The 20006-nt window shown below is 54.9% G+C and carries 12 protein-coding genes; 7 read left to right on the forward strand and 5 right to left on the reverse strand.

Annotated elements, in window-relative coordinates; all coding sequences use genetic code 11:
- Positions 1-125 precede the first annotated feature (125 nt).
- From MOY_RS14060 to MOY_RS14075, 4 genes are all read left to right on the forward strand, one after another.
- Positions 126-2630, forward strand: a complete 2505-nt coding sequence (locus tag MOY_RS14060) for an EAL domain-containing protein (protein WP_009100963.1) — start codon at positions 126-128, stop codon at positions 2628-2630.
- An 89-nt stretch (positions 2631-2719) separates the two neighbouring features.
- On the forward strand, positions 2720-4444 hold the full coding sequence (locus MOY_RS14065) for a sensor domain-containing diguanylate cyclase (RefSeq protein ID WP_009100965.1): 1725 nt from the start codon (positions 2720-2722) through the stop codon (positions 4442-4444).
- 148 nt (positions 4445-4592) lie between these two features.
- Positions 4593-5804, forward strand: a complete 1212-nt coding sequence (locus MOY_RS14070) for a YeeE/YedE family protein (protein WP_009100967.1) — start codon at positions 4593-4595, stop codon at positions 5802-5804.
- Between the two features lie 405 nt (positions 5805-6209).
- The gene (locus tag MOY_RS14075) at positions 6210-7889 is read left to right on the forward strand and encodes an NAD-dependent malic enzyme (RefSeq protein ID WP_009100969.1); all 1680 of its coding nucleotides are present in this window, start codon (positions 6210-6212) and stop codon (positions 7887-7889) included.
- Positions 7890-7965: 76 nt separating this feature from the next.
- Here MOY_RS14075 and acnA read toward each other — a convergent pair whose 3' ends face one another.
- Complete coding sequence (gene acnA / locus MOY_RS14080; RefSeq protein ID WP_009100971.1) at positions 7966-10698, reverse strand: aconitate hydratase AcnA; 2733 nt, start codon at positions 10696-10698, stop codon at positions 7966-7968.
- 275 nt (positions 10699-10973) lie between these two features.
- Here acnA and trxB point away from each other — a divergent pair, with 275 nt between their 5' ends.
- Positions 10974-11924 carry a thioredoxin-disulfide reductase gene (trxB, locus tag MOY_RS14085; RefSeq protein ID WP_009100974.1) on the forward strand — a complete coding sequence of 317 codons (951 nt, stop codon included), beginning with the start codon at positions 10974-10976 and terminating at the stop codon, positions 11922-11924.
- 66 nt (positions 11925-11990) lie between these two features.
- Here trxB and MOY_RS14090 read toward each other — a convergent pair whose 3' ends face one another.
- Complete coding sequence (locus MOY_RS14090; RefSeq protein WP_009100977.1) at positions 11991-12512, reverse strand: GspH/FimT family pseudopilin; 522 nt, start codon at positions 12510-12512, stop codon at positions 11991-11993.
- A gap of 127 nt (positions 12513-12639) precedes the next feature.
- On the opposite strand from MOY_RS14090, the gene thiO reads away from it, so the two are divergent.
- Positions 12640-13740 (forward strand): glycine oxidase ThiO, encoded by a 1101-nt coding sequence (thiO, locus tag MOY_RS14095; RefSeq protein WP_009100979.1) that lies wholly within the window; start codon positions 12640-12642, stop codon positions 13738-13740.
- A 26-nt stretch (positions 13741-13766) separates the two neighbouring features.
- On the opposite strand, the gene MOY_RS14100 is transcribed toward thiO, so the two are convergent.
- Positions 13767-14033 carry a PP0621 family protein gene (locus MOY_RS14100; protein WP_009100980.1) on the reverse strand — a complete coding sequence of 89 codons (267 nt, stop codon included), beginning with the start codon at positions 14031-14033 and terminating at the stop codon, positions 13767-13769.
- 146 nt (positions 14034-14179) lie between these two features.
- Between MOY_RS14100 and MOY_RS14105 the strand changes: the two genes are divergently transcribed.
- The gene (locus tag MOY_RS14105) at positions 14180-15814 is read left to right on the forward strand and encodes an NAD+ synthase (protein WP_035540802.1); all 1635 of its coding nucleotides are present in this window, start codon (positions 14180-14182) and stop codon (positions 15812-15814) included.
- Between the two features lie 23 nt (positions 15815-15837).
- Here the strand turns inward: MOY_RS14105 and MOY_RS14110 are convergent, their stop codons facing one another.
- A complete protein-coding gene (locus MOY_RS14110) occupies positions 15838-17994 on the reverse strand; it encodes a putative bifunctional diguanylate cyclase/phosphodiesterase (protein ID WP_009100985.1) in 2157 nt (718 codons plus the stop codon).
- A gap of 103 nt (positions 17995-18097) precedes the next feature.
- Positions 18098-19792 carry a methyl-accepting chemotaxis protein gene (locus tag MOY_RS14115; RefSeq protein ID WP_009100987.1) on the reverse strand — a complete coding sequence of 565 codons (1695 nt, stop codon included), beginning with the start codon at positions 19790-19792 and terminating at the stop codon, positions 18098-18100.
- Between the last annotated feature and the right edge of the window lie 214 nt (positions 19793-20006).

The following is a 20006-nucleotide window of genomic DNA, read 5'->3' on the forward strand; positions in this document are numbered from 1 at the left end:
AGGGTGAGGCTATGCCCTATTTTGCCACGCAAGGTATAAGAGGCTGCCCTTAGTCGGGGTGAAAGTGAGGTGAATTAAGGCATTACAAAAGTAGCTATCTAAAGCCCTTATCAGAAAGGTTCTTCATGCCCATTGTGTCTAACCTGCTCGTTGATCCCTCTGCGTTAAATGCTGTTCAAGGTCATTACATACCCCACTTAGTGCTCCTGTCATGGGTGATCGCCCTTGCGGCCTGCTACGCCGGTTTAGATATCATTAAATTAGTGGGTAAGGCCCAGCGGGCAAGCTGGCGGCGAATATGGCTGCTAGCAGGCGCTAGCGTAATGGGGTTGGGCGTTTGGAGTATGCATTTTATTGGCATGCACGCCTATCGGTTGGATTTCCCCGTCTCCCATGCGCCGCTACTCACGGCGCTCTCTATTTTTCCAGCGATACTGGGTAGTTTAGGGGCCATGGCCGTGCTCTCCCGGGAGGCACTGCCCCACCGCGCGGTGGTGTGGGCTGGGGCGGGGCTTGGGCTGGGTATTGGCATTATGCACTACACCGGCATGGCCGCCATGCAACTGCCTGCCACCCTTTACTACGCGGTTGACCTCTTTCTGCTCTCATTAGCCGTGGCCGTAGGGCTGGGGGTGCTCACCGTTTATGCCTATCGCCTATGCCGCCAGGAGTGGGGCATGCAGCGTTCGCGACGCTGCGCATTTATCGCCGCGCTGTGTGCTTCGGTGGCTATTTGTGGGATGCACTACGTGGCCATGGGGGCTGCGTGGTTTGTGCCTCAAGTGGGAGCGCACACAGAGGAGGCCGTTGAGCATGCGGGCCTCATTTACCTGATTGGCGGTATGGCGCTGTTTATTGCTTTACTCACGTTGACGGCAAGCTGGGTGCGGCGGCGTTTAGATGCCAGCGAGCGTCACGAACACATGACCCGGACGCGCTTATTGGAGGTGCTTTCTGCACTGCAGGACGGGGTTGTACTGTTTGATCATAGCGCCCGTATTCGCCTTTGCAACGCCGCGTTTGAACGCTTGTTAGGGCTTGATGCTGAGCACTCCCTCGGCTTTTCTCTACGCCAGCTTGCTTACAGCGATGATAGCCACTCGCTGAATACGCAAATTCAACACTCCCTTGCCTCTCAGGGGGAGTGGCGAGGGTTAATTCAGGCGCGCCACCGCGATGGCCGGCGCTTTCCAGCGTGGCTTAGCGTTAGCCGAGTCACTTACGCAAACAGTGATGAGTGGGACTATGTGGCCCTGCTAAGCGACCGCACCGAAGAGCAACAGGCCGCGCAGCGCATCCGTTATTTGGCGTACCACGATTCGCTAACAGAGCTGCCTAATCGCCGTGCGCTACAGGAGCGGTTAGCAGAGTGTGGGCACTCCAACGCCGCGCCGCATCGGTTAGCGCTGTTAGTACTGTTCGATATTGACCGCTTTAAAGTGCTTAACGATAGTCTTGGTCAAGATGTGGGCGATGAACTGCTGCGCCAGTTGTCACAGCGGCTGCAGCATGGGGCTTGCCCGGGCCAATTTGTGGCGCGTTTGGATGGCAATGAGTTTGCGCTGCTTACATCGCTTCCCCTTACATCGATGGAAATCGCCGAACAGGCTGCGCGACGTTTGACCGATGAGCGCTTAGCGACGCTTACCGCTGACTATCAGCTACACGGCCACACCTACCCCTGCCGCTTTAACGTGGGAATGTTGATTTTCTCGCCGAAACAGCAGGAGGGCGCTGCACTGCTGTTTAAGCGCGCAGGGTTGGCGCTGGTGGAGGCGAAGCGCCAGCGCGACGGAAAACCGAGCCTGTTCTGCACCGCCTTTGAGCGTGAATTAGAGGAGCGGCATACGCTTGAGCGTGAGCTTCGCTATGCCATCGGCCACGGCGAGCTTCTTCTTCACCTTCAGCCCCAGGTAGATGCTAGTGGGCGTTCGCAGGGTGCCGAAGCGTTGGTGCGCTGGCAACACCCGGCGCGGGGGCAGATATCGCCTGGGAGTTTTATCCCTATCGCAGAAGAGACCGGTTTGATTCTGCCGTTGGGGCACTGGGTGCTTAGGGAGGGCTGCCGGATATTAGGTGAATGGCAGCATGACCCGCGTTATCGGGACATTAAGCTTTCCATCAATGTGAGCGTTCGGCAGTTTCAGCAGCCTGACTTTGTCGATCAGGTTATCGCTGCAATGAATCAGTTCACGGCGCCTGCAAAGCTTCTCACGCTGGAACTCACCGAATCGCTGCTGCTCAGCGACCCGGCAGGCACTATTGCTAAGATGTCTCAGCTGCGCAAGTTGGGGGTGCGTTTTGCACTAGATGATTTTGGCACAGGGTACTCGTCACTGGCGTATTTACAGTCATTGCCATTGGATACGCTTAAAATCGATATCGCCTTTGTGCGCGATTTAACGCGGGATATGCAGGCCACGCCCATTGCAGCCACCATTATCGCCTTAGCGAAAAGCTTAAACCTGTCGGTAATTGCCGAAGGGGTAGAAACCGAAGAGCAGCGAGAGGTGCTAGCCGGGCTGGGGTGTAGCGCCTATCAAGGTTATCTGTTTGGGCGCCCGGTGCCTATTGAGCACTTTAACCCTGCCCTGTTCAGTGCTAACTACGCCGATAGTTCAATACGTTAGTATGAGGTTTTCTTAACCTATTGCAGTCACAAAATGATAAAGTGCATAACAAAAATTAGATGCTTATTGTGCTTAGGAAGGACGACTGAATGGACACAATGCTTCAGGGCGGCTCCAGCAACATCGCCGAATTAGCGCTGCTCAAACGTTACTGGGCGGCGTTTATGCAATCCCGCGAAGCAATTCTATTTTTTAAGCACGGACGTCTTGTTGACGCTAACCCCTCTGCGTTGGCGCTATTGGCTATTGAAGATCGTGCCCAGTTGCTTGCGTTGGATATCCTCTGTTTCTCACCGCCAACACAGCCCAGTGGCCAGTGCAGTGAAGCGCTGGGCAATGCCTATATTCAGCAAGCGTTTAGCAAAGGCGAAATGGCGCTGGAGTGGTGGCTTCGCGACCTCAATGGTAGGGAGTTTCCGGCGGAGATTATGCTTTCCCGGCTGAAACTGCCGGATGGCGTTGTCTTACAGGCCACGATTCGCGACATCAGCGAGCGTGAGGCCCAGCGTAATGCGCTGTTACAGCGAGAGAAAGACCTGCTTGATGTGCACCGTATTGCCCAGATAGGTAATTGGGTGTCTGATTTTGAGAGCGGCGAGATATGCTGGTGCGAGCAGGTCTATCACATCTTTGGCCGCCCCCGTGATGAGCCGATAACCCACGATCTATTTCTACTAACAGTGCACCCGGATGACCGGGAGCGGGTGCAGGCAGCGTTTAATCGCGCCATGCGAGGGGCGCCTTATGAGGTGATACACCGCATTGTGCGCCCGGATGGGCAGGAGCGCACGGTTCATGAGCGGGGCCAGATAGAGTTCGACCCACACGGTCGGGCACTTAGGATGCTAGGCTCCGTGCAGGATATAACCGAACAAACCAACCTTGAGAATAACTTGCGCCGTTTAGTGGCGATTCTCGACAGCACCTCCGACCTCATCACGATGCATGGCCCGGACGGCGCCATGCTGTATATGAACAACGCCGGACGGCGCTTTCATGGCCTGCCCACCACGTGTGTGAAAAAAGACGATGACCTACAGTGCGGTTGGCAGCGTTATGGCTTGCCTGAAGAGACAGGCAGTCTTTCAGCGACCATTCGCCGCTTTCATCCAGAGTGGGCGGCGCAGCGCATTGAGCAGGAGGCCTTGCCAACCGCTCTGCGCGACGGCCTTTGGCAAGGCGAGACGGCGCTGTTAACCTCTTCAGGTGAGGAAGTGCCTGTTTCCCAGGTCATTATTGTTCATTACGATGATAGTGGCCGGGTCGCGCAGACATCCTCGATGATCCGCGATATTTCCGCGCAAAAACGCCTAGAAGCGCAGCTTGCGCACAGTGCTGTTACCGACCACCTGACGGGCATTTATAACCGTAAACGTTTCGATGAGGAAGTCGATAAAGCCCTCGCTAGGCGTCGGCGTAGTGGGGTTAACACGGCGCTGATCTTGCTGGATATCGACCACTTTAAGTTAGTCAACGATACCTACGGCCACGATGTGGGCGACCAGGTGCTGATTGACATCACTCGGCTACTTCAGCAACACCTGCGGGTGCAAGACTTGCTTGCCCGCTGGGGTGGTGAGGAGTTCGTCATGCTGTTGTCTGATACGACCCTCGCTGATGGGTTCCAGCTAGCAGAGCGCTTACGGCAGTTAATCGCTGAGCACACTTTTAGCGCAGGAGCGATTACGGCTAGTTTAGGCGTTACCCTGTTACATGCTGACGATACCCCTTCCCAGTGCATTAAGCGGCTGGATCTCGCCTTATATCAAGCAAAGCGTGCTGGGCGCAACCAGGTGGTCGAAGCGGTAGTGTGAGGGGGAAGTATATTCTTTTTTGATATATGCACTGTTAGATAAAGAATTTCCAGCGGTCTGCTGCCAGCGGTAGGCTTTAACGATTATACCATTGAGCCAAGCGCCTGCTTTTCTAGCAGGCGCTTTTGGCGTTTCGAGAAGGTGAATTATGGCTATAACCTCTGCAGCGGTTTCCACGAACTATCGTGTGCCGCTACTCGCCACGGCGGCGATTGTGTTGGGAGCGTTGGTCATTGGCGTGGTGTTTAGCGCCAATACGGGCCTGCTTATGATTGTGGGTGGCCTACTAGGCATGGTGCTATACCATGCGGCGTTTGGCTTTACCGCTGCATGGCGGGTGTTTATCACTGAGCGCCGCGGGCGTGGCCTTCGCGCCCAAATGATCATGCTGGCCATTGCGGTGGTGCTGTTTTTCCCGGCGCTGGGTGCGGGCACGCTGTTTGGTACCGAGGTACGCGGCTTTGTCTCACCTATTGGTATTTCGGTACTGTTTGGGGCGTTTATCTTTGGGGTGGGGATGCAGTTAGGCGGCGGCTGTGCGTCGGGCACGCTGTTCACCGCCGGTGGCGGTAATGCCCGCATGCTCATTACGCTGCTGTTCTTTATTGTTGGTTCGGTGATTGGTTCTGCGCATTTTGCATGGTGGCAAAGCTTGCCTGCGTTTCAACCCGTATCGCTGGTGAATGTGGCGGGTGTCGGCGGCGGAATCAGCATCAGCCTGGTGCTGTTTGCGGCCATTGCTGTGTTTACGGTGATTATGGAAAAACGCCGCCACGGGCAGTTAGAGCAGGCGCCGATGATTGATAAGCCCGGCGTAGAGCGGTGGCTTACCGGCCCGTGGCCGTTGGTGGCCGGTGCGGTAGCACTGGCACTGCTGAACTTCGCAACGCTGGCACTGGCGGGGCGCCCATGGGGCATTACGGCAGCCTTTGCGCTGTGGGGGGCTAAAGGCTTTGAGCTAGTGGGTGGCGATGTTAGCCAGTGGGGCTATTGGCAAGCGCCGGGCAACGCCGCCGCGTTAGAAGCCAGCGTGTGGAGCGACATTACCACGGTAATGAACGTAGGCATTATGCTGGGGGCGCTGGCGGCGGCAAGCTTGGCAGGCCGTTTTGCACCTAACTTCCGTATCCCGTTTAAATCCGTACTGGCCGCCGTGATTGGCGGCATTCTGCTGGGCTACGGGGCACGCTTAGCGTTTGGCTGCAACATTGGCGCTTACTTCAGTGGTATTGCGTCCGGCAGCTTGCATGGCTGGGTATGGATGGTTGCGGCTTTCGCCGGGAATATGGTGGGGGTTAAGCTGCGCCCGTTTTTCTTTGACGGCGTGGAAGGGCGCAAGCCTGTTGCCAAAAGCTGTTAATGCCTAATACCGCGTGATTGTTGATTAACGTGGCGATGTTAATGCCCCGGCGCGGTTCCTAACCGACAGCGCTGGGGCATTTTCGTTTAAACGGGGGGCGCCATAGTGGGATGACCAGTTTAGCCGAGTGATTCTGTACAGCGCAGTGTGTGCCGGGGCAGGCTAATCGTATGTTTTGTGAGTAAAAAATAAAGAGCGGGAGCAGTGGTGGGTGCTTGACGTTTGCACTGCTAGTCACACAGGCATAGATGCTGTTGTAAAAATACAACATTGGCTACGTTAAACACCTCTCCGTGGTACATTACTACATTTGGTGGCACTGTCGGCGCTTTGTTGCTGTGCAGTAAAGCGCCGACAGTGCCAGCATGAAACACAGTGTATCGATATATAAAGTAGAGAGCGCTCATGACCACCCCAAATAAACGCCCCTTGTACCTTCCTTACGCTGGTCCTTCTTTACTCGAAATGCCGCTATTGAACAAAGGCAGCGCGTTTACTCAAGAAGAGCGGCTGGCCTTTAATTTGATGGGTTTACTGCCCCAAAAAGTAGAAACCATTGATGACCAGCTAGAGCGGGCGTACCGCCAGTACCAGCAGTGCAATAGCGACCTTGAAAAGCATATTCATCTGCGCGCTATCCAAGACGATAACGAAACGCTTTACTTCCGTTTGGTTTCTCAGCACTTAGAAGAGATGCTGCCGATTATCTATACGCCTACGGTGGGGAAGGCGTGCCAGGAGTTCTCTAACATTTACCGCAACCACCGGGGGCTGTTTATCAGCTATCCGGATCGCGAGTATTTGGATGATATTCTGCGCAGTGCCACCAAAGATAACGTCAAAGTGATCGTGGTGACCGATGGCGAGCGGATTCTAGGCTTAGGTGACCAGGGTATCGGCGGCATGGGAATCCCCATTGGTAAGCTGGCGCTGTATACCGCCTGCGGCGGCATTAGCCCGGCGTATACACTGCCGATCATGATTGATGTGGGCACCAATAATAAAGCACTGCTGGATGACCCGATGTATATGGGCTGGCGCCATGAGCGGGTAGGGCAAGAAGAGTACGACGCCTTTATGGCGGAGTTTATTACCGCTGTGAAACGTCGTTGGCCTAACGTGCTACTGCAGTTTGAGGATTTCGCCCAGGCCAACGCGGTGCCACTGCTGGAGCGCTACCGTGATGAGCTATGCTGCTTCAACGACGATGTGCAGGGCACCGCTTCTGTGGTGGTGGGCACCCTGATGGCGGCATGCCAGGCCCGTGAAGAAACGATCGCCCAGCAGCGTGTGGTGTTTGTCGGCGGCGGTTCAGCGGGCTGCGGCATTGCTGAGCAGGTGATTGTGTCGATGCAAGCCGAGGGGTTGACGGAAAGCGAGGCGCGCGCACGCATTTTTGTCGTTGATCGTGAAGGCTTAATGACATCGGATCAGTCTTGGCAGCGGGATTTCCAACGCCGCTTAGCCCACGACCCTGGGTTAGTGGCTGGCTGGAACGGCCAAGGCTTGGAAGAGACCATCGCTCACATTAAACCGACGGTGTTGATTGGCGTATGTGGCCAGCGGGGCATCTTCACCGAGCAGGTGGTGCGCACCATGCATGCGGGCTGCGAGCACCCGGTCATTATGCCGCTTTCGAACCCCACCTCTCAGGCAGAGGCCGTCCCCGAAGACGTTATTCGCTGGACCGATGGCCAAGCACTGGTCGCCACCGGTAGCCCCTTTGCGCCGGTGGTGCATAACGGGCGCACTTACCCCATCGCCCAGTGCAACAATGCCTATATTTTCCCCGGCATTGGCCTGGGTGTAGTGGCAGCGCGCGCGAGCCGTGTTACGGATGAGATGTTAATGAGCGCTTCCCGTGCGCTTGCACGCGAGGCGCCGATTGTTAAAGAGGGTAAAGGTGCGCTGTTGCCGCCGCTGTCGCGTATCCGCGATATCAGTAAATCGATTGCTTTTGAGGTGGCGGCGCAAGCACAGCAAAACGGCGTGGCGCTCAAAACCAGCGGTACGGAGCTGCGTGAGCGGATTGAAAGCGCGAGCTGGTCGCCGGAGTACCGTACCTACCGCCGTCGCGCGTTCTAATTGTAGAAGCGACGCCTGAACGCAAAAAAAAGCCCCCACCGAGGTGGGGGCATGCAAGCATTGGTAGGTTTTACCCTTAGGCTGCGCCGATCATTTTGCGCAGCACGTAGTGAAGGATACCACCGTGGCGGTAGTAAGCCAGTTCGTTGACCGTATCAATTCGGCACTTGGCATCAACGGTACGTTCGCCGTCACCGTTTTTGATCACGACTTGCACTGTGCCACCGGGGCTTAAATCGCTTAAGCCAGCGATAGAAACCTCCTCATCGCCGGTCAGCCCTAGCGTTTCGCGGCTTTCTCCTTCGGGGAACTGCAGCGGTACTACTCCCATGCCGATTAGGTTAGAGCGGTGAATGCGCTCGAAGGATTCGGCAATCACCGCGCGCACGCCTAATAAGCGCGTGCCTTTGGCCGCCCAATCCCGCGAGGAGCCGGTGCCGTACTCTTTACCTGCAATAACCACCAGCGGTACGCCTTCCTCTTTGTACTTCATGGCGGCGTCGTAAATCGCCATCTGTTCCCCGCTAGGTACGTGGCGCGTTTCGCCGCCCACCACGCCATCCAGCATCTCGTTTTTAATGCGCACGTTGGCGAAGGTGCCGCGCATCATCACTTCATGGTTGCCACGACGAGAGCCGTAGGAGTTAAAGTCAACGGGCTTTACACCGTGCTCCTGCAAGTAACGTCCAGCAGGGCTGTCAGGTTTAATAGAACCAGCAGGTGAGATGTGGTCGGTGGTCACTGAGTCGCCCAGCATGGCGAGTACTCGGGCGCCCTTCACATCTTCAATAGCGTCGGGTTCGCGCTGCATGCCTTCAAAGAAAGGCGGGTGCTGGATGTAGGTTGACTCCGGCCACTGGTAAACCTTACTTTCGGGAACCTTGATTGCTTTCCAAGTATCGTCGCCTTCAAACACCGCGCCGTACTCTTTACGGAACATCTCTGTATTGACTTTCTCAACCGCGCCTGCGATATCCGCTTGAGAAGGCCAGATATCTTTCAGGTACACCGGGCTGCCGTCGTCATCATGGCCCAGTGGGTCGGTGGTTAAGTTGCACTGCACGTTGCCTGCCAGCGCGTAAGCAACCACTAGGGGCGGTGAGGCCAGCCAGTTGGTTTTAACTAGCGGGTGAACGCGACCTTCAAAGTTACGGTTACCCGAGAGCACCGAGGCAACGGCTAAGTCACCGTTGTTAATCGCGGTTTCAATCTCATCGGGCAGCGGCCCCGAGTTACCGATACAGGTAGTGCAGCCATAGCCGACGAGGTTAAAGCCCAGGGCGTTCAGGTCGTCGCTTAAATTGGCTGCGGCCAAATAGTCGGTGACGACTTTAGAGCCGGGCGCGAGCGAGGTTTTCACCCAGGGTTTGGTGGTTAAGCCTTTTTTACGTGCGTTGCGGGCCAGCAGCCCTGCCGCCATCATCACGCTGGGGTTGGAGGTGTTGGTACAGGAGGTAATCGCGGCAATGACCACCGCCCCAGGGTCAAGGTTGAAATCTTGGTCGTTGAGTTTTACGTCTTGGCTGGTGTCATGCTTAAAGCTACGATCAGCGCCCACCGCGGTTTGCCCGCCTTCTGAGGAGAGCTTCCCTTTTGCGGTTGAATCGGCGTTGGTGTCCTCTTGCATGAACTTGTCGAAGGCTCCCGCCATATCCTTTAGTGCCACCCGGTCTTGGGGGCGTTTAGGGCCTGCGAGGCTTGCTTCTACTTCGGTCATGTCCAGGCTGAGAGAGTCGGTGAAGATCGGCTCATCATCTGGCTCGCGCCACAGGCCCTGGGCTTTGCTGTACGCCTCTACCAAAGCAACCTGCTGGTCTTCACGGCCGGTTAAGCGCAGATAGTTGAGTGTTTCGTCATCCACGGGGAAGAAGCCGCAGGTGGCGCCATATTCAGGAGCCATGTTGGCAATCGTCGCTCGGTCAGCTAATGGCAGGTCTTTTAGGCCATCGCCGTAGAACTCAACAAATTTACCTACCACGCCTTTTTTGCGCAGCATTTCGGTAACAGTAAGCACTAGGTCGGTGGCGGTAATGCCTTCGCGCAGCTTGCCGGTCAGCTTGAAGCCAATGACCTCGGGTATCAGCATGGAGACTGGCTGGCCCAGCATGGCGGCTTCGGCTTCGATGCCGCCCACACCCCAACCCAGTACGCCTAGGCCGTTAATCATGGTGGTGTGAGAATCGGTGCCAACGAGGGTGTCTGGGTAGGCAAGGGTTTTGCCGTCCTCCTCTTTCGTCCATACGGTGCGGCCTAGGTACTCCAGGTTAACCTGGTGACAAATGCCGGTGCCAGGGGGCACAACGCTGAAGTTATCAAACGCCTGCTGGCCCCAGCGCAGAAACTCGTAGCGCTCGCCATTGCGCTGCATTTCGATGTCGACGTTCTCTTGGAACGCTGCTGCGTTGCCAAACTTGTCGACCATGACCGAGTGGTCGATGACCAAGTCAACGGGGGAAAGGGGGTTGATACGTGCGGGATCTTCGCCAAGCTTTTCAACGGCGGCGCGCATCGATGCTAAATCTACAACGCCGGGTACGCCAGTGAAATCCTGCATCAACACCCGCGCAGGGCGGTAGCCGATTTCGCGGCTGGATTTCGCCTCTTTTTGCCAATCTACCAGCGCCTGCATGTCGTCGACGTCGACACTTTCATCATCGGCAAAGCGCAGTTGGTTTTCGAGTAGAATTTTGAGCGTTTTGGGAAGCCGGTCGATATTGCCGAGGGCTTCAGCGGCTTTGGGCAGGCTGTAATAGTGGTACGTCTGGCTGCCCACTTCTAACGTATGCTGCGTATCGGGTATCTTGCTCATGGCCTTCTCCTCTGATTGCTTGGCGTTAGCGACGTAACACGCTACGCGCGATGGTCACTGCTGTCTCCAGTATGGCCCACCCTAATAATAGTGTTGTCATTAGTGTCGTCTTCTACCCTCAGTACATGGTGTTTCATCCATGCCTTTCAAGCCATCTTTGCCTAATGGCCTAGGTTAACCCTTGTAATTGCTTGTACTTGACGCCATTTCAGGCAGACTCTCTTTCAACAAATTCTGGCAACGAACTCTGCCCAATTGTGACCAAAGGTGGTGTCATGGAAACGCGTCATGAACGTTTGATTATTTTGGGTTCCGGCCCTGCCGGTTATACCGCGGCGGTGTATGCCGCACGCGCTAATTTAAAGCCGCTGCTGATTACCGGTTTGCAGGCGGGTGGCCAATTGACCACCACAACCGATGTGGATAACTGGCCTGGCGATGCCCAGGGGGTGCAAGGGCCAGAGTTGATGGAGCGTATGAAGCAGCACGCCGAGCGCTTTAACACCGAAGTGCTGTTTGATCACATCAACGAGGTCAGCTTAGGTGAAAAACCGTACACCTTGAAAGGGGATAGCGGTATTTACACCTGCGATGCGCTGATTATTGCCACCGGTGCCAGCGCGCGTTACCTCGGCTTGCCCACTGAGCAGCAGTTTATGGGCCAAGGAGTGTCGGCTTGCGCCACCTGCGATGGTTTCTTCTACCGTAACCAGGAAGTGATTGTGGTGGGTGGGGGCAATACCGCCGTTGAGGAAGCGCTGTACCTTTCCAACATCGCTTCAAAGGTCACCTTGGTACACCGCCGCGACACGCTGCGGGCAGAAAAAATCCTTCAGGACAAGCTGTTCGAGAAAGCGGAGGCGGGCAAAATTGCCCTCGAATGGTTCTATGAAGTGGAAGAGGTGCTGGGCGATAACAGCGGTGTTACCGGTGTGCGGGTAAAATCGACCAAAGATGGCGCTACCAAAGAGATTCACGCGCCTGGGCTGTTTATCGCCATTGGCCATAGCCCTAACACAGGCATTTTTGAAGGCCAGCTTGAAATGAACGGCGGCTATATCAAGGTGAACTCTGGCCTGGAAGGCAACGCAACTGCCACCAGCGTGCCGGGCGTGTTTGCCTGTGGTGATGTGATGGATCATATCTATCGCCAAGCCATTACCTCGGCAGGCAGCGGCTGTATGGCAGCACTGGATGCTGAACGCTATTTAGACGGTATCGCGTAATTTAGCAGTGTTAGTTTAGTCACCGTATTTAGTTATGAAATGCTCATCCATGTTGGCAGAAAAAAGTTAGCAGTGGATGGGCGTATCATCTACCCGTAACCGACCAAACTGGCTAAGCACAAGTTTTCGGCCTGCATTGCTCTGCGTGCATAGCGTAAAACTCCCGTTATACCCGCTTGTTTGCCCCAGTGAATTATAGCTAACGCGCCGCCAGCCTCGGCTGTATTTAATCGTTGTGCTGTCCTGTGCAGGAAAAATCCGTACGATATCGTCATGCCGGATAGGGCGAGAGAGATCGTTTGTCAGCACCATAATGGCCTCACTCCAATTGTGGGTACAAGCACTTCTGCTGGGGTCGGCAGGGCAAACCGTGACGCTGGTGCGGTGGGTAATTGCTGTGTTTCGTGCTAGCGAAAAAGCGGTTTGCATTCTGTTAATATCGCTGATGAGGGCCGTGTTGCGGCCAAACGCTTGAAAGTTAGGTATTCCCCACGCTGCTAACGCCGCTATTAGCAGCAGCGCAATGGTGAGTTCGATCAACGTGAATCCCTTGTTGCTGTTATTAGCAAAGCCATGTTGGAAAAGCATATTACCTCCTGGCCATTGGCTTTTAGTGGGCTGTCGATGTAGTGGCGTGGGGGAGCGCAAGTGGCTTTTGCTTTTCATCCTAGAGGGCGTTAATGGTTTTTTATGTAAGCCAAAACGGACAAGATTTGTGAGCGATTTCTTAATTATCGGCGGTGGGGTCATCGGTATGATGACATCGCTGCAGCTAGCGGATGCGGGTCAGAGCGTCACGCTGGTAGAGCGTGGCACGTGTGGAAAAGAGGCGTCTTGGGCAGGAGGGGGCATCGTCTCACCGCTGTACCCGTGGCGTTATGCGCCGCCGGTTTCCCAGCTGTCGCGGTGGTCGGAAGGGGTCTATCCAACACTAGCGCTGCGTTTACTAGAAGAGACGGGCATTGACCCCGAGTATCGCCAAAAAGGGCTGCTGTACCTGAACGTCGACGACGATGACGCTGCTTTGGGCTGGGCGCGCCAGCTGGGTAAGCCCCTTGAGCGTGTCGACGCTGCTTTTGTCCACCAAAAAGAGCCCCAGGCAGCTGCACCTGAGGGTAACGCACTTTGGATGCCAACCCTGGGTAGCGTGCGTAACCCGCGCTTGGGGCAGGCGCTGCGGGCGCGTTTAGCCGCAATGCCCGGCGTAACGCTCGTTGAGCAGTGTGCGGTAAGCGGGTTCATTAAGCACGAAGGCAGGGTCGCCGGCGTGGCTACTAGCCAGGGCGATAGGCGAGCCGAGCGGTTGGTGGTGTGCGGCGGTGCTTGGACGGCCCAATTATTAGCTGAGCTAGGTGTTCAGCTACCGGTGCGCCCGGTGAAGGGACAAATGATTGCGTATCAGGCGCCGCCGGGGTTAGTGCAGCGGGTTATTTTAAAGGATGGCCGGTATGTCATTCCGCGCAGCGATGGCTTGATCTTGGTAGGGTCGACCCTGGAAGAGGCAGGGTTTGATAAAACCACCGACGCTGAAGCGCTGGCCTCGCTCAAGAAAAGTGCCGAAGGCATTGTGCCTGCGCTTGCCAAGCTGCCTGTTGCCCACCACTGGGCAGGCCTGCGGCCAGGCTCGCCTGAGGGGTTGCCCTTTATTGGCGCGCTGCCCGGTTGGCCCAATGTTTACGTGAATGCGGGGCACTACCGTAATGGTTTGGTGCTTGCTCCAGCGTCTACCCATGTGCTGGTCGACCAGTTGCTGGGGCGTGAAGCATTGATCGACCCGACGCCCTTTCAGCCGACCGCTAAGCGGTTAACGGCATAAACCGTCAACGCTACTTTTTGGCCGTGCTAGTCGCGGTTCTCTTTGTCCTGCTGCTCTTGCAGGAAACGGTCGCGATGGGCGCTGGAGCAAAACCACTGTTCGTTGTCGCGTAGCGCTTCATCTTCGGGTACGTGCACCTCGCACCAGCGGCAGCGCACCATTTGGCCGCCTTCGTGGCGTTTTAGGGTGCTTTGTTCGTGAGAGAGCCGACGTTCGCGGTAGAGGCCATACAGCTTCAAACCGGCATAAAAAATAACGGCAAAAATAATCAGCCGAATAATCAAAAGGTTCATCCTTTTTCTGCTCCCATGGTGGGATGTGACAAGGGCAAGCGACATATGCGCACCGCATGGCCTTTGCCAGTTGGCGAGCCTTGCGGGACAATGCACCTAGTAAGGTGCCACTCAGTCCTAAAGATTCTCAAGAGATTTTAACGCCCATGCAAGACTTAACGCTGGTTATGGCCCAACTCGACCCTTTAGTGGGAGATATTCCCGGCAATGCTGCCCGCGCAATTGAAGCCGTGCGTGAAGCGAGGATCGAGCATGGGGCGGATATAGTCGTTTTTCCAGAGCTGTTTTTATCCGGCTACCCACCGGAAGATCTGTTACTGCGACCCTCCATGGAAGCTCGCCTGCGTGAAGCGCGGGCCAAAATGGCGGAAAAAATCGCTCGGGATGTGCTAGTGATTATCGGCTACCCAGGCGTGCGGGAAGGCAAATGCTACAACTTGGCAGGCGTGCTGTATAACGGCCAGTGGGAAGCCGAGTACGCCAAGCAGGCACTGCCCAACTATCAAGTATTTGACGAGCAGCGCTACTTCACATCGGGCACCCAGCCCCTGGTATACGAGCATAAAGGCGCTAAGCTTGGGTTGTTGATTTGTGAAGACCTATGGAAAGGCACGCCAGTCCAAGCCGCCCGAGACGCAGGCGCTGAGGTGCTCATCAGCTTAAACGCCTCGCCTTACCACCAAGACAAGCCCGCCGAACGGCTGCGCCTGTTAGCCGAGCACGCCCAAGATGTACAGCTGCCGATTATTTATGTGAATACCATCGGTGGTCAGGATGAGCTGGTATTCGACGGCGGCTCTAGCTGTGTGGATGCCCAAGGCCAGCTGAAGGTACTTGCCCCTTATTGGCAGGTGGGGTTGATGCCGGTTCAGCTGTTGCAAACCAGCGCCACGACCTGGGAGCCCCAGGCGGGAGAGATTGAGCCCGATGTGGCGCCGGAAGAGAGCCTCTACTGCGCGCTTGTCACTGGCCTGCGAGACTACGTTAATAAAAGCGGCTTTGAAGGCGTGGTGCTCGGGCTTTCCGGTGGCATTGATTCGGCGCTTTCCCTGGCGATTGCTGTCGATGCGCTAGGCCCGCAGCGGGTGCAGGCGGTCATGATGCCCTACCATTACACGGCGGATATCTCTAAGCAAGATGCCGCAGAGCAAGCCCAGATGCTCGGCGTGCATTACGATGTCATGCCCATTGAACCCATGGTTGAGGCGTTTATGGGGACGCTGGCGGAAAGCTTTGCGGGCACCGAACGGGATACCACCGAAGAGAACCTGCAGTCTCGCTGCCGTGGTGTGCTGTTGATGGCCATCTCCAACAAGAAAGGCCTGATGGTATTAACGACGGGCAATAAAAGTGAAATGGCGGTGGGCTATGCGACGCTTTACGGCGACATGGTCGGCGGCTATAACGCCATTAAAGATGTGTATAAAACCTGGGTGTATCGCTTGTCGCGCTGGCGTAATACGCAGTCGCCGGCCATCCCTGAGCGGGTGATTGAACGCCCACCCAGTGCCGAGCTAGCGCCGGATCAGCAAGATAGTGATTCGCTGCCTGATTACGATGTGCTGGACGCCATTTTAGTACGCTACATCGAAGGCGATATGAGCGCTGAGGCGATTATTGCGGCAGGTTTTGACCATGAAGATGTGTATAAAGTGGTCAAACTTGTCGACCGCTGTGAGTACAAGCGCCGGCAAGCGCCAGTAGGGGTGCGGGTGACACCAAGGGGCTTTGGGCGTGACCGGCGCTACCCCATTGTTAACGGCTGGCAGCCGGGCGAGTAGATGTCTGTATCGACATTGACGGGTTAAGTGAGCGTGGGCGGAGGTGCTAGGCAGTAGTTAGCCATCTCCGCTGCCGCCACCGGCTTACAAAAGTAATAGCCTTGGTAGGCGTGGCACTGGTGGTCGTTTAAGCACTTCCAGTGCTCCATGGTTTCTACCCCTTCAGCAATCACATTAAGCCCCAGCGAGCGGCCCATGGCGATAATGGTTTCTACAATCGCCATATCGTCTGCGTCATGATGTAGGTCGCGGACAAACGATTGGTCAATTTTGATCTGGTCCAAGGGTAGCCGTTTTAAATACTGAAGCGACGAGTAACCAGTGCCAAAGTCGTCCATCGCGAAACTGATGCCAAGCGCTTTCAGCTGGTACATGCGGGCAATGATATCGTCGATTTTGCCGATCACCGTGCTTTCAGTGAGTTCCAGTTTAAGCTTGTGCGGTGACGCGCCGCTTACCTCAAGGGCGTGAGCTACATCGTCTACAAAGGTAGGCTGCTGGAACTGCTTGGCGCTCACATTAACTGCTAACACTAAATCTTTGGTGTGCTCATCGGCTTGCCAGGCGACCAACTGCTCGCAGGCAGCGTGAAGTACCCAATTGCCAATGGGTACAATGAGTCCTGTCTCTTCCGCCAGGGGAATAAACGCGCCCGGAGAAACAAAGCCGCGGGTGGCGTGCTGCCAGCGAATCAAGGCTTCAGCACCAATGGCGCTACCCTGGCTATCCACCTGAATCTGATAAACCAGCACAAACTCTTTGTTCTCGATAGCCAAGCGCAGGTCTCGCTCAAGCTCAGTGCGACTTTCAAGCTGAGCCTGAACCGCAGGGTCATAAAACCGGATACTGTTCTGACCCGCGCGCTTAGCAAAATGAACCGCTGAATTCGCATACTGAAATAGGCTATCTACGCTATCGTCAATACCCTTAAACAGTACAAGCCCTTGGCTAACGTTTAAGAACTGGTAATGACCATCTAGGCAGTAAGGCTGGGTAAGTGTGTGCGCTACCTGGCTAGCGAACAGCTCTGCTTTTTCGGCGGCTTTCAACTTGTCGCTATCTAATCCGTCGATGATGATGGCAAATTCATCCCCATTTAAGCGCCCAATGGTGGCAGACTGTTGCCCAAGGTTTTGGAGCCGTTCAGCCATTTGATTGAGAAGCTCATCGCCTGCTTGGTGACCAGTGCTATCGTTTATGCGCTTGAATTCATCTACATCCACGTATGCGAGCGCACCATAGGTGTTGGTTTGGCTGTTGGTTTCCAGTGAGTGTTGAAGGTGCTCTTTCATTAAACGCCAGTTGGGCAGGCCGGTGAGCGAGTCGTAATAGGCCAACTGATGCACCTGGCGCTCAGCGTGACGACGCTTCTGCTCTGTATCGCGTAATGAGAGGAGCGCCACCGCGATACGCTGAAGTGGCCCAATATGCTTCCGGCTTAATCGTTCTACGCGCTGCAAATCGGGCAGCGGTTGGTGGTTATCAGAAAGCGCTAAGATGGCATCGCCGACGGTTATTAAGCGTCGGTTAATCCGCCATGCTGCGAATAAGGCTGCGCTAATCAGCAGTGCAAAAAGGCCCAGACCAATCCAGAGAATGGAGGCACGCGTGTTAGTCAGCGCACTGTAAGACTCACGATGCCGAGCACTGGCGCGTAACGTGAGTTCCTCAAATATCTGCTGTGAAAATAGATTAAACGTAGTGAAGTGGCGCTGTGCCTCTTGGAGGTAAAAGCTAGGCTCACCCTGATTAAGGGTCGCTGCTTCGTTGGCCATACTGATAAAACTTCGGTATTGATGAAACACGCGTTGCAGAGCATCAGCGCTTTCTTGACTGAGGTCGAAAATAAGGGGGGATGTCGCCAGCCGGTCAATGTTGTTCCTTATTTGAGTAAGTTCTTGGTTAATAACGCCATATTCGGCGTAACGCTGCATGGCACTTAAATTGACATCCTCAACGCGGCTGAGTACGTCCGTCATCCGCTGGTGAAGATCGCCCAGTTGACGATCAAAGGTAGCCATCTGTACCAACGTATCTAAATCGTTAGCTTGTAGCTGGTGATTTTGCAGCGACTCTTCTTGAGATACTTGTAGTGCAATGATTAGTAGCAAAACGGCAGGCAATACAATCATTAAAATAGGCAGTAAAAATACCATCAGAAGGCTTTTAGAGGGCTTCATCATAACCTCGTGAATCAGGCTTAAGCGTGGCATCTTGCATAAGGATGCCACGCTTGCACTCAATAGCTAGCGGCTGGGTTAGTGTTATATTGGTTAATTATTATTAGAAACTTTCCCATTCAGGCTCAGCCGCCTGTTTGTTTGAGGGGAGTACGTGGGCAGCCTTATTCTGAAGGGCATGATTAGGGCGAAGAGGTGCGGCTGGCTGGGCCGCGCTCGCAGGTAGTTTGAAAACCCCCATCGCATGGAGTAGTTGGTGGGCATTTTGACGCAGGTTGTTGGCAGCCGTTGCGCTCTCTTCTACCAGGGCGGCGTTTTGCTGGGTAACCTGGTCCATCTCTGTGACGGCTTGCCCTACTTCTTGTACACCTGCACTCTGTTCAGCGCTGGCGTGGCTGATCTCTTGCATAATGCTGGTCACGCGGGCGATGGCAGCGACAATCTCTTCGGTGGATTTACTGGCTTCTTCGGCGCGTTCATTACCGTGATTAACGCGCTCCAGGTTGCTGGAAATAAGCTTATTAATTTCGCGAGCGGCGTCGGCGCTACGCTGAGCTAACTTGCGCACCTCTTCTGCCACCACTGCAAAGCCGCGGCCATGTTCTCCGGCACGTGCTGCTTCTACTGAGGCGTTTAGCGCCAATATGTTGGTTTGAAAAGCAATCGAGTCAATGGTGGAAATAATGCCAGCGATCTCCTGCGAGCTCTTGTTCAGGTCATTCATCGTGGCGACGACTTGATGGACGGCTTCGCCACCCTGGGTGGCGGTTTTAGAAGCACTGGTCGCTTCTTGGCTGGCTTGGGCAGAGTTATCGGCGTTTTGCTTCACCGTGCTGTTGAGTTCTTCCATCGCTGAGGCCGTTTCCGCTAGGGCGCTCGCCTGCTGTTCGGTACGTGATGCAAGATCATTGTTGCCTTCAGCGATTTGCTCGCTATTGGAGGCAACCGCTTCGGCAGAGGCGCGTACCTGGGTCACAATATCTTGCAATTGCTTTGCCATCACCACCTGGGACGCCATGATGCTGTGGTTGTCGCCTTTCTTTAAACGGCCTTTAGTCGCCAGCTCGCCGCGGCCAATGGCTTCAGCAAAAGCTTTTACCTCATGAGGCTCTGCGCCCAGCTCACGTAACAGTTGACGAGATAAAAACACGGCAATTAAGCCACCCACTAATAGTGCAAATAGCGTCAACCCTAGCATCTGCAGCTGAAAGCCTGACGCCGTATCGCGCGCCTCCGCTGTGGTGGCGTTGTTAATCTGCTCTTGTAAATCAATAAACTGATTAATGCGGTTTAACCACTCTGTGTAAGCGGGCCCGGCCTGTTCAAGCATCAGCCGTTGGGCGTTGTCATATTCGCCCGCTTGACGGGCGCTGATGACCTGGTCGGCAAGCTCGTGAGTAGCTGTTTTCTGCTCGTTAATACTGCTGAGTAGGCTCTGTTCTTGTGCACTTCCCGTGTATTCACTGGTCACCTGTGACATGCCGGCTGACGCCGTGTCGTAGGCATCGCGCAAGCGCTCGATTTCACTTCCCAGCGCATTAAGATTGCCATCACCGGCAGTTATCACGATATCTCGCAGCACAATGGCACGGTCATGCACGCTGCCACGCCAGTCCACCGCCAAGCGTTGTTTAGCGCCGTTCACATCGTTAATCGACGTGAGGCCACGGTCGATTTGATTAACTTGGTAAATGCCTGCGCTTGTGAGAATAACCAGCAGTGCCAGCAGTGCCGAAAAGGCGATAGTTAGCCGGGTGCTGATTTTCATGGCGTTGAAACGAGATGCTGAGGACAACATTGAGCCTGCTCCCTAGGCGCCGTTGAGGCACTTTATCATGTAGTTGGAATTATTATAGGTTTTTGTACAACTCTTTGTATATGTTTTGTGTAAATAATCCATAGGAGCATTTTATTCTCGTATAGATAAGTTTTTGTTAATTAAGTTTTTATTGATTAAGCTTTTGTGCGATAAAGCAAAAAACCACGCCGAGGCGTGGTTTTTAAAGTTGTAC

It is taken from the genome of Halomonas sp. GFAJ-1 (assembly GCF_000236625.2).
Classification (GTDB): domain Bacteria; phylum Pseudomonadota; class Gammaproteobacteria; order Pseudomonadales; family Halomonadaceae; genus Vreelandella.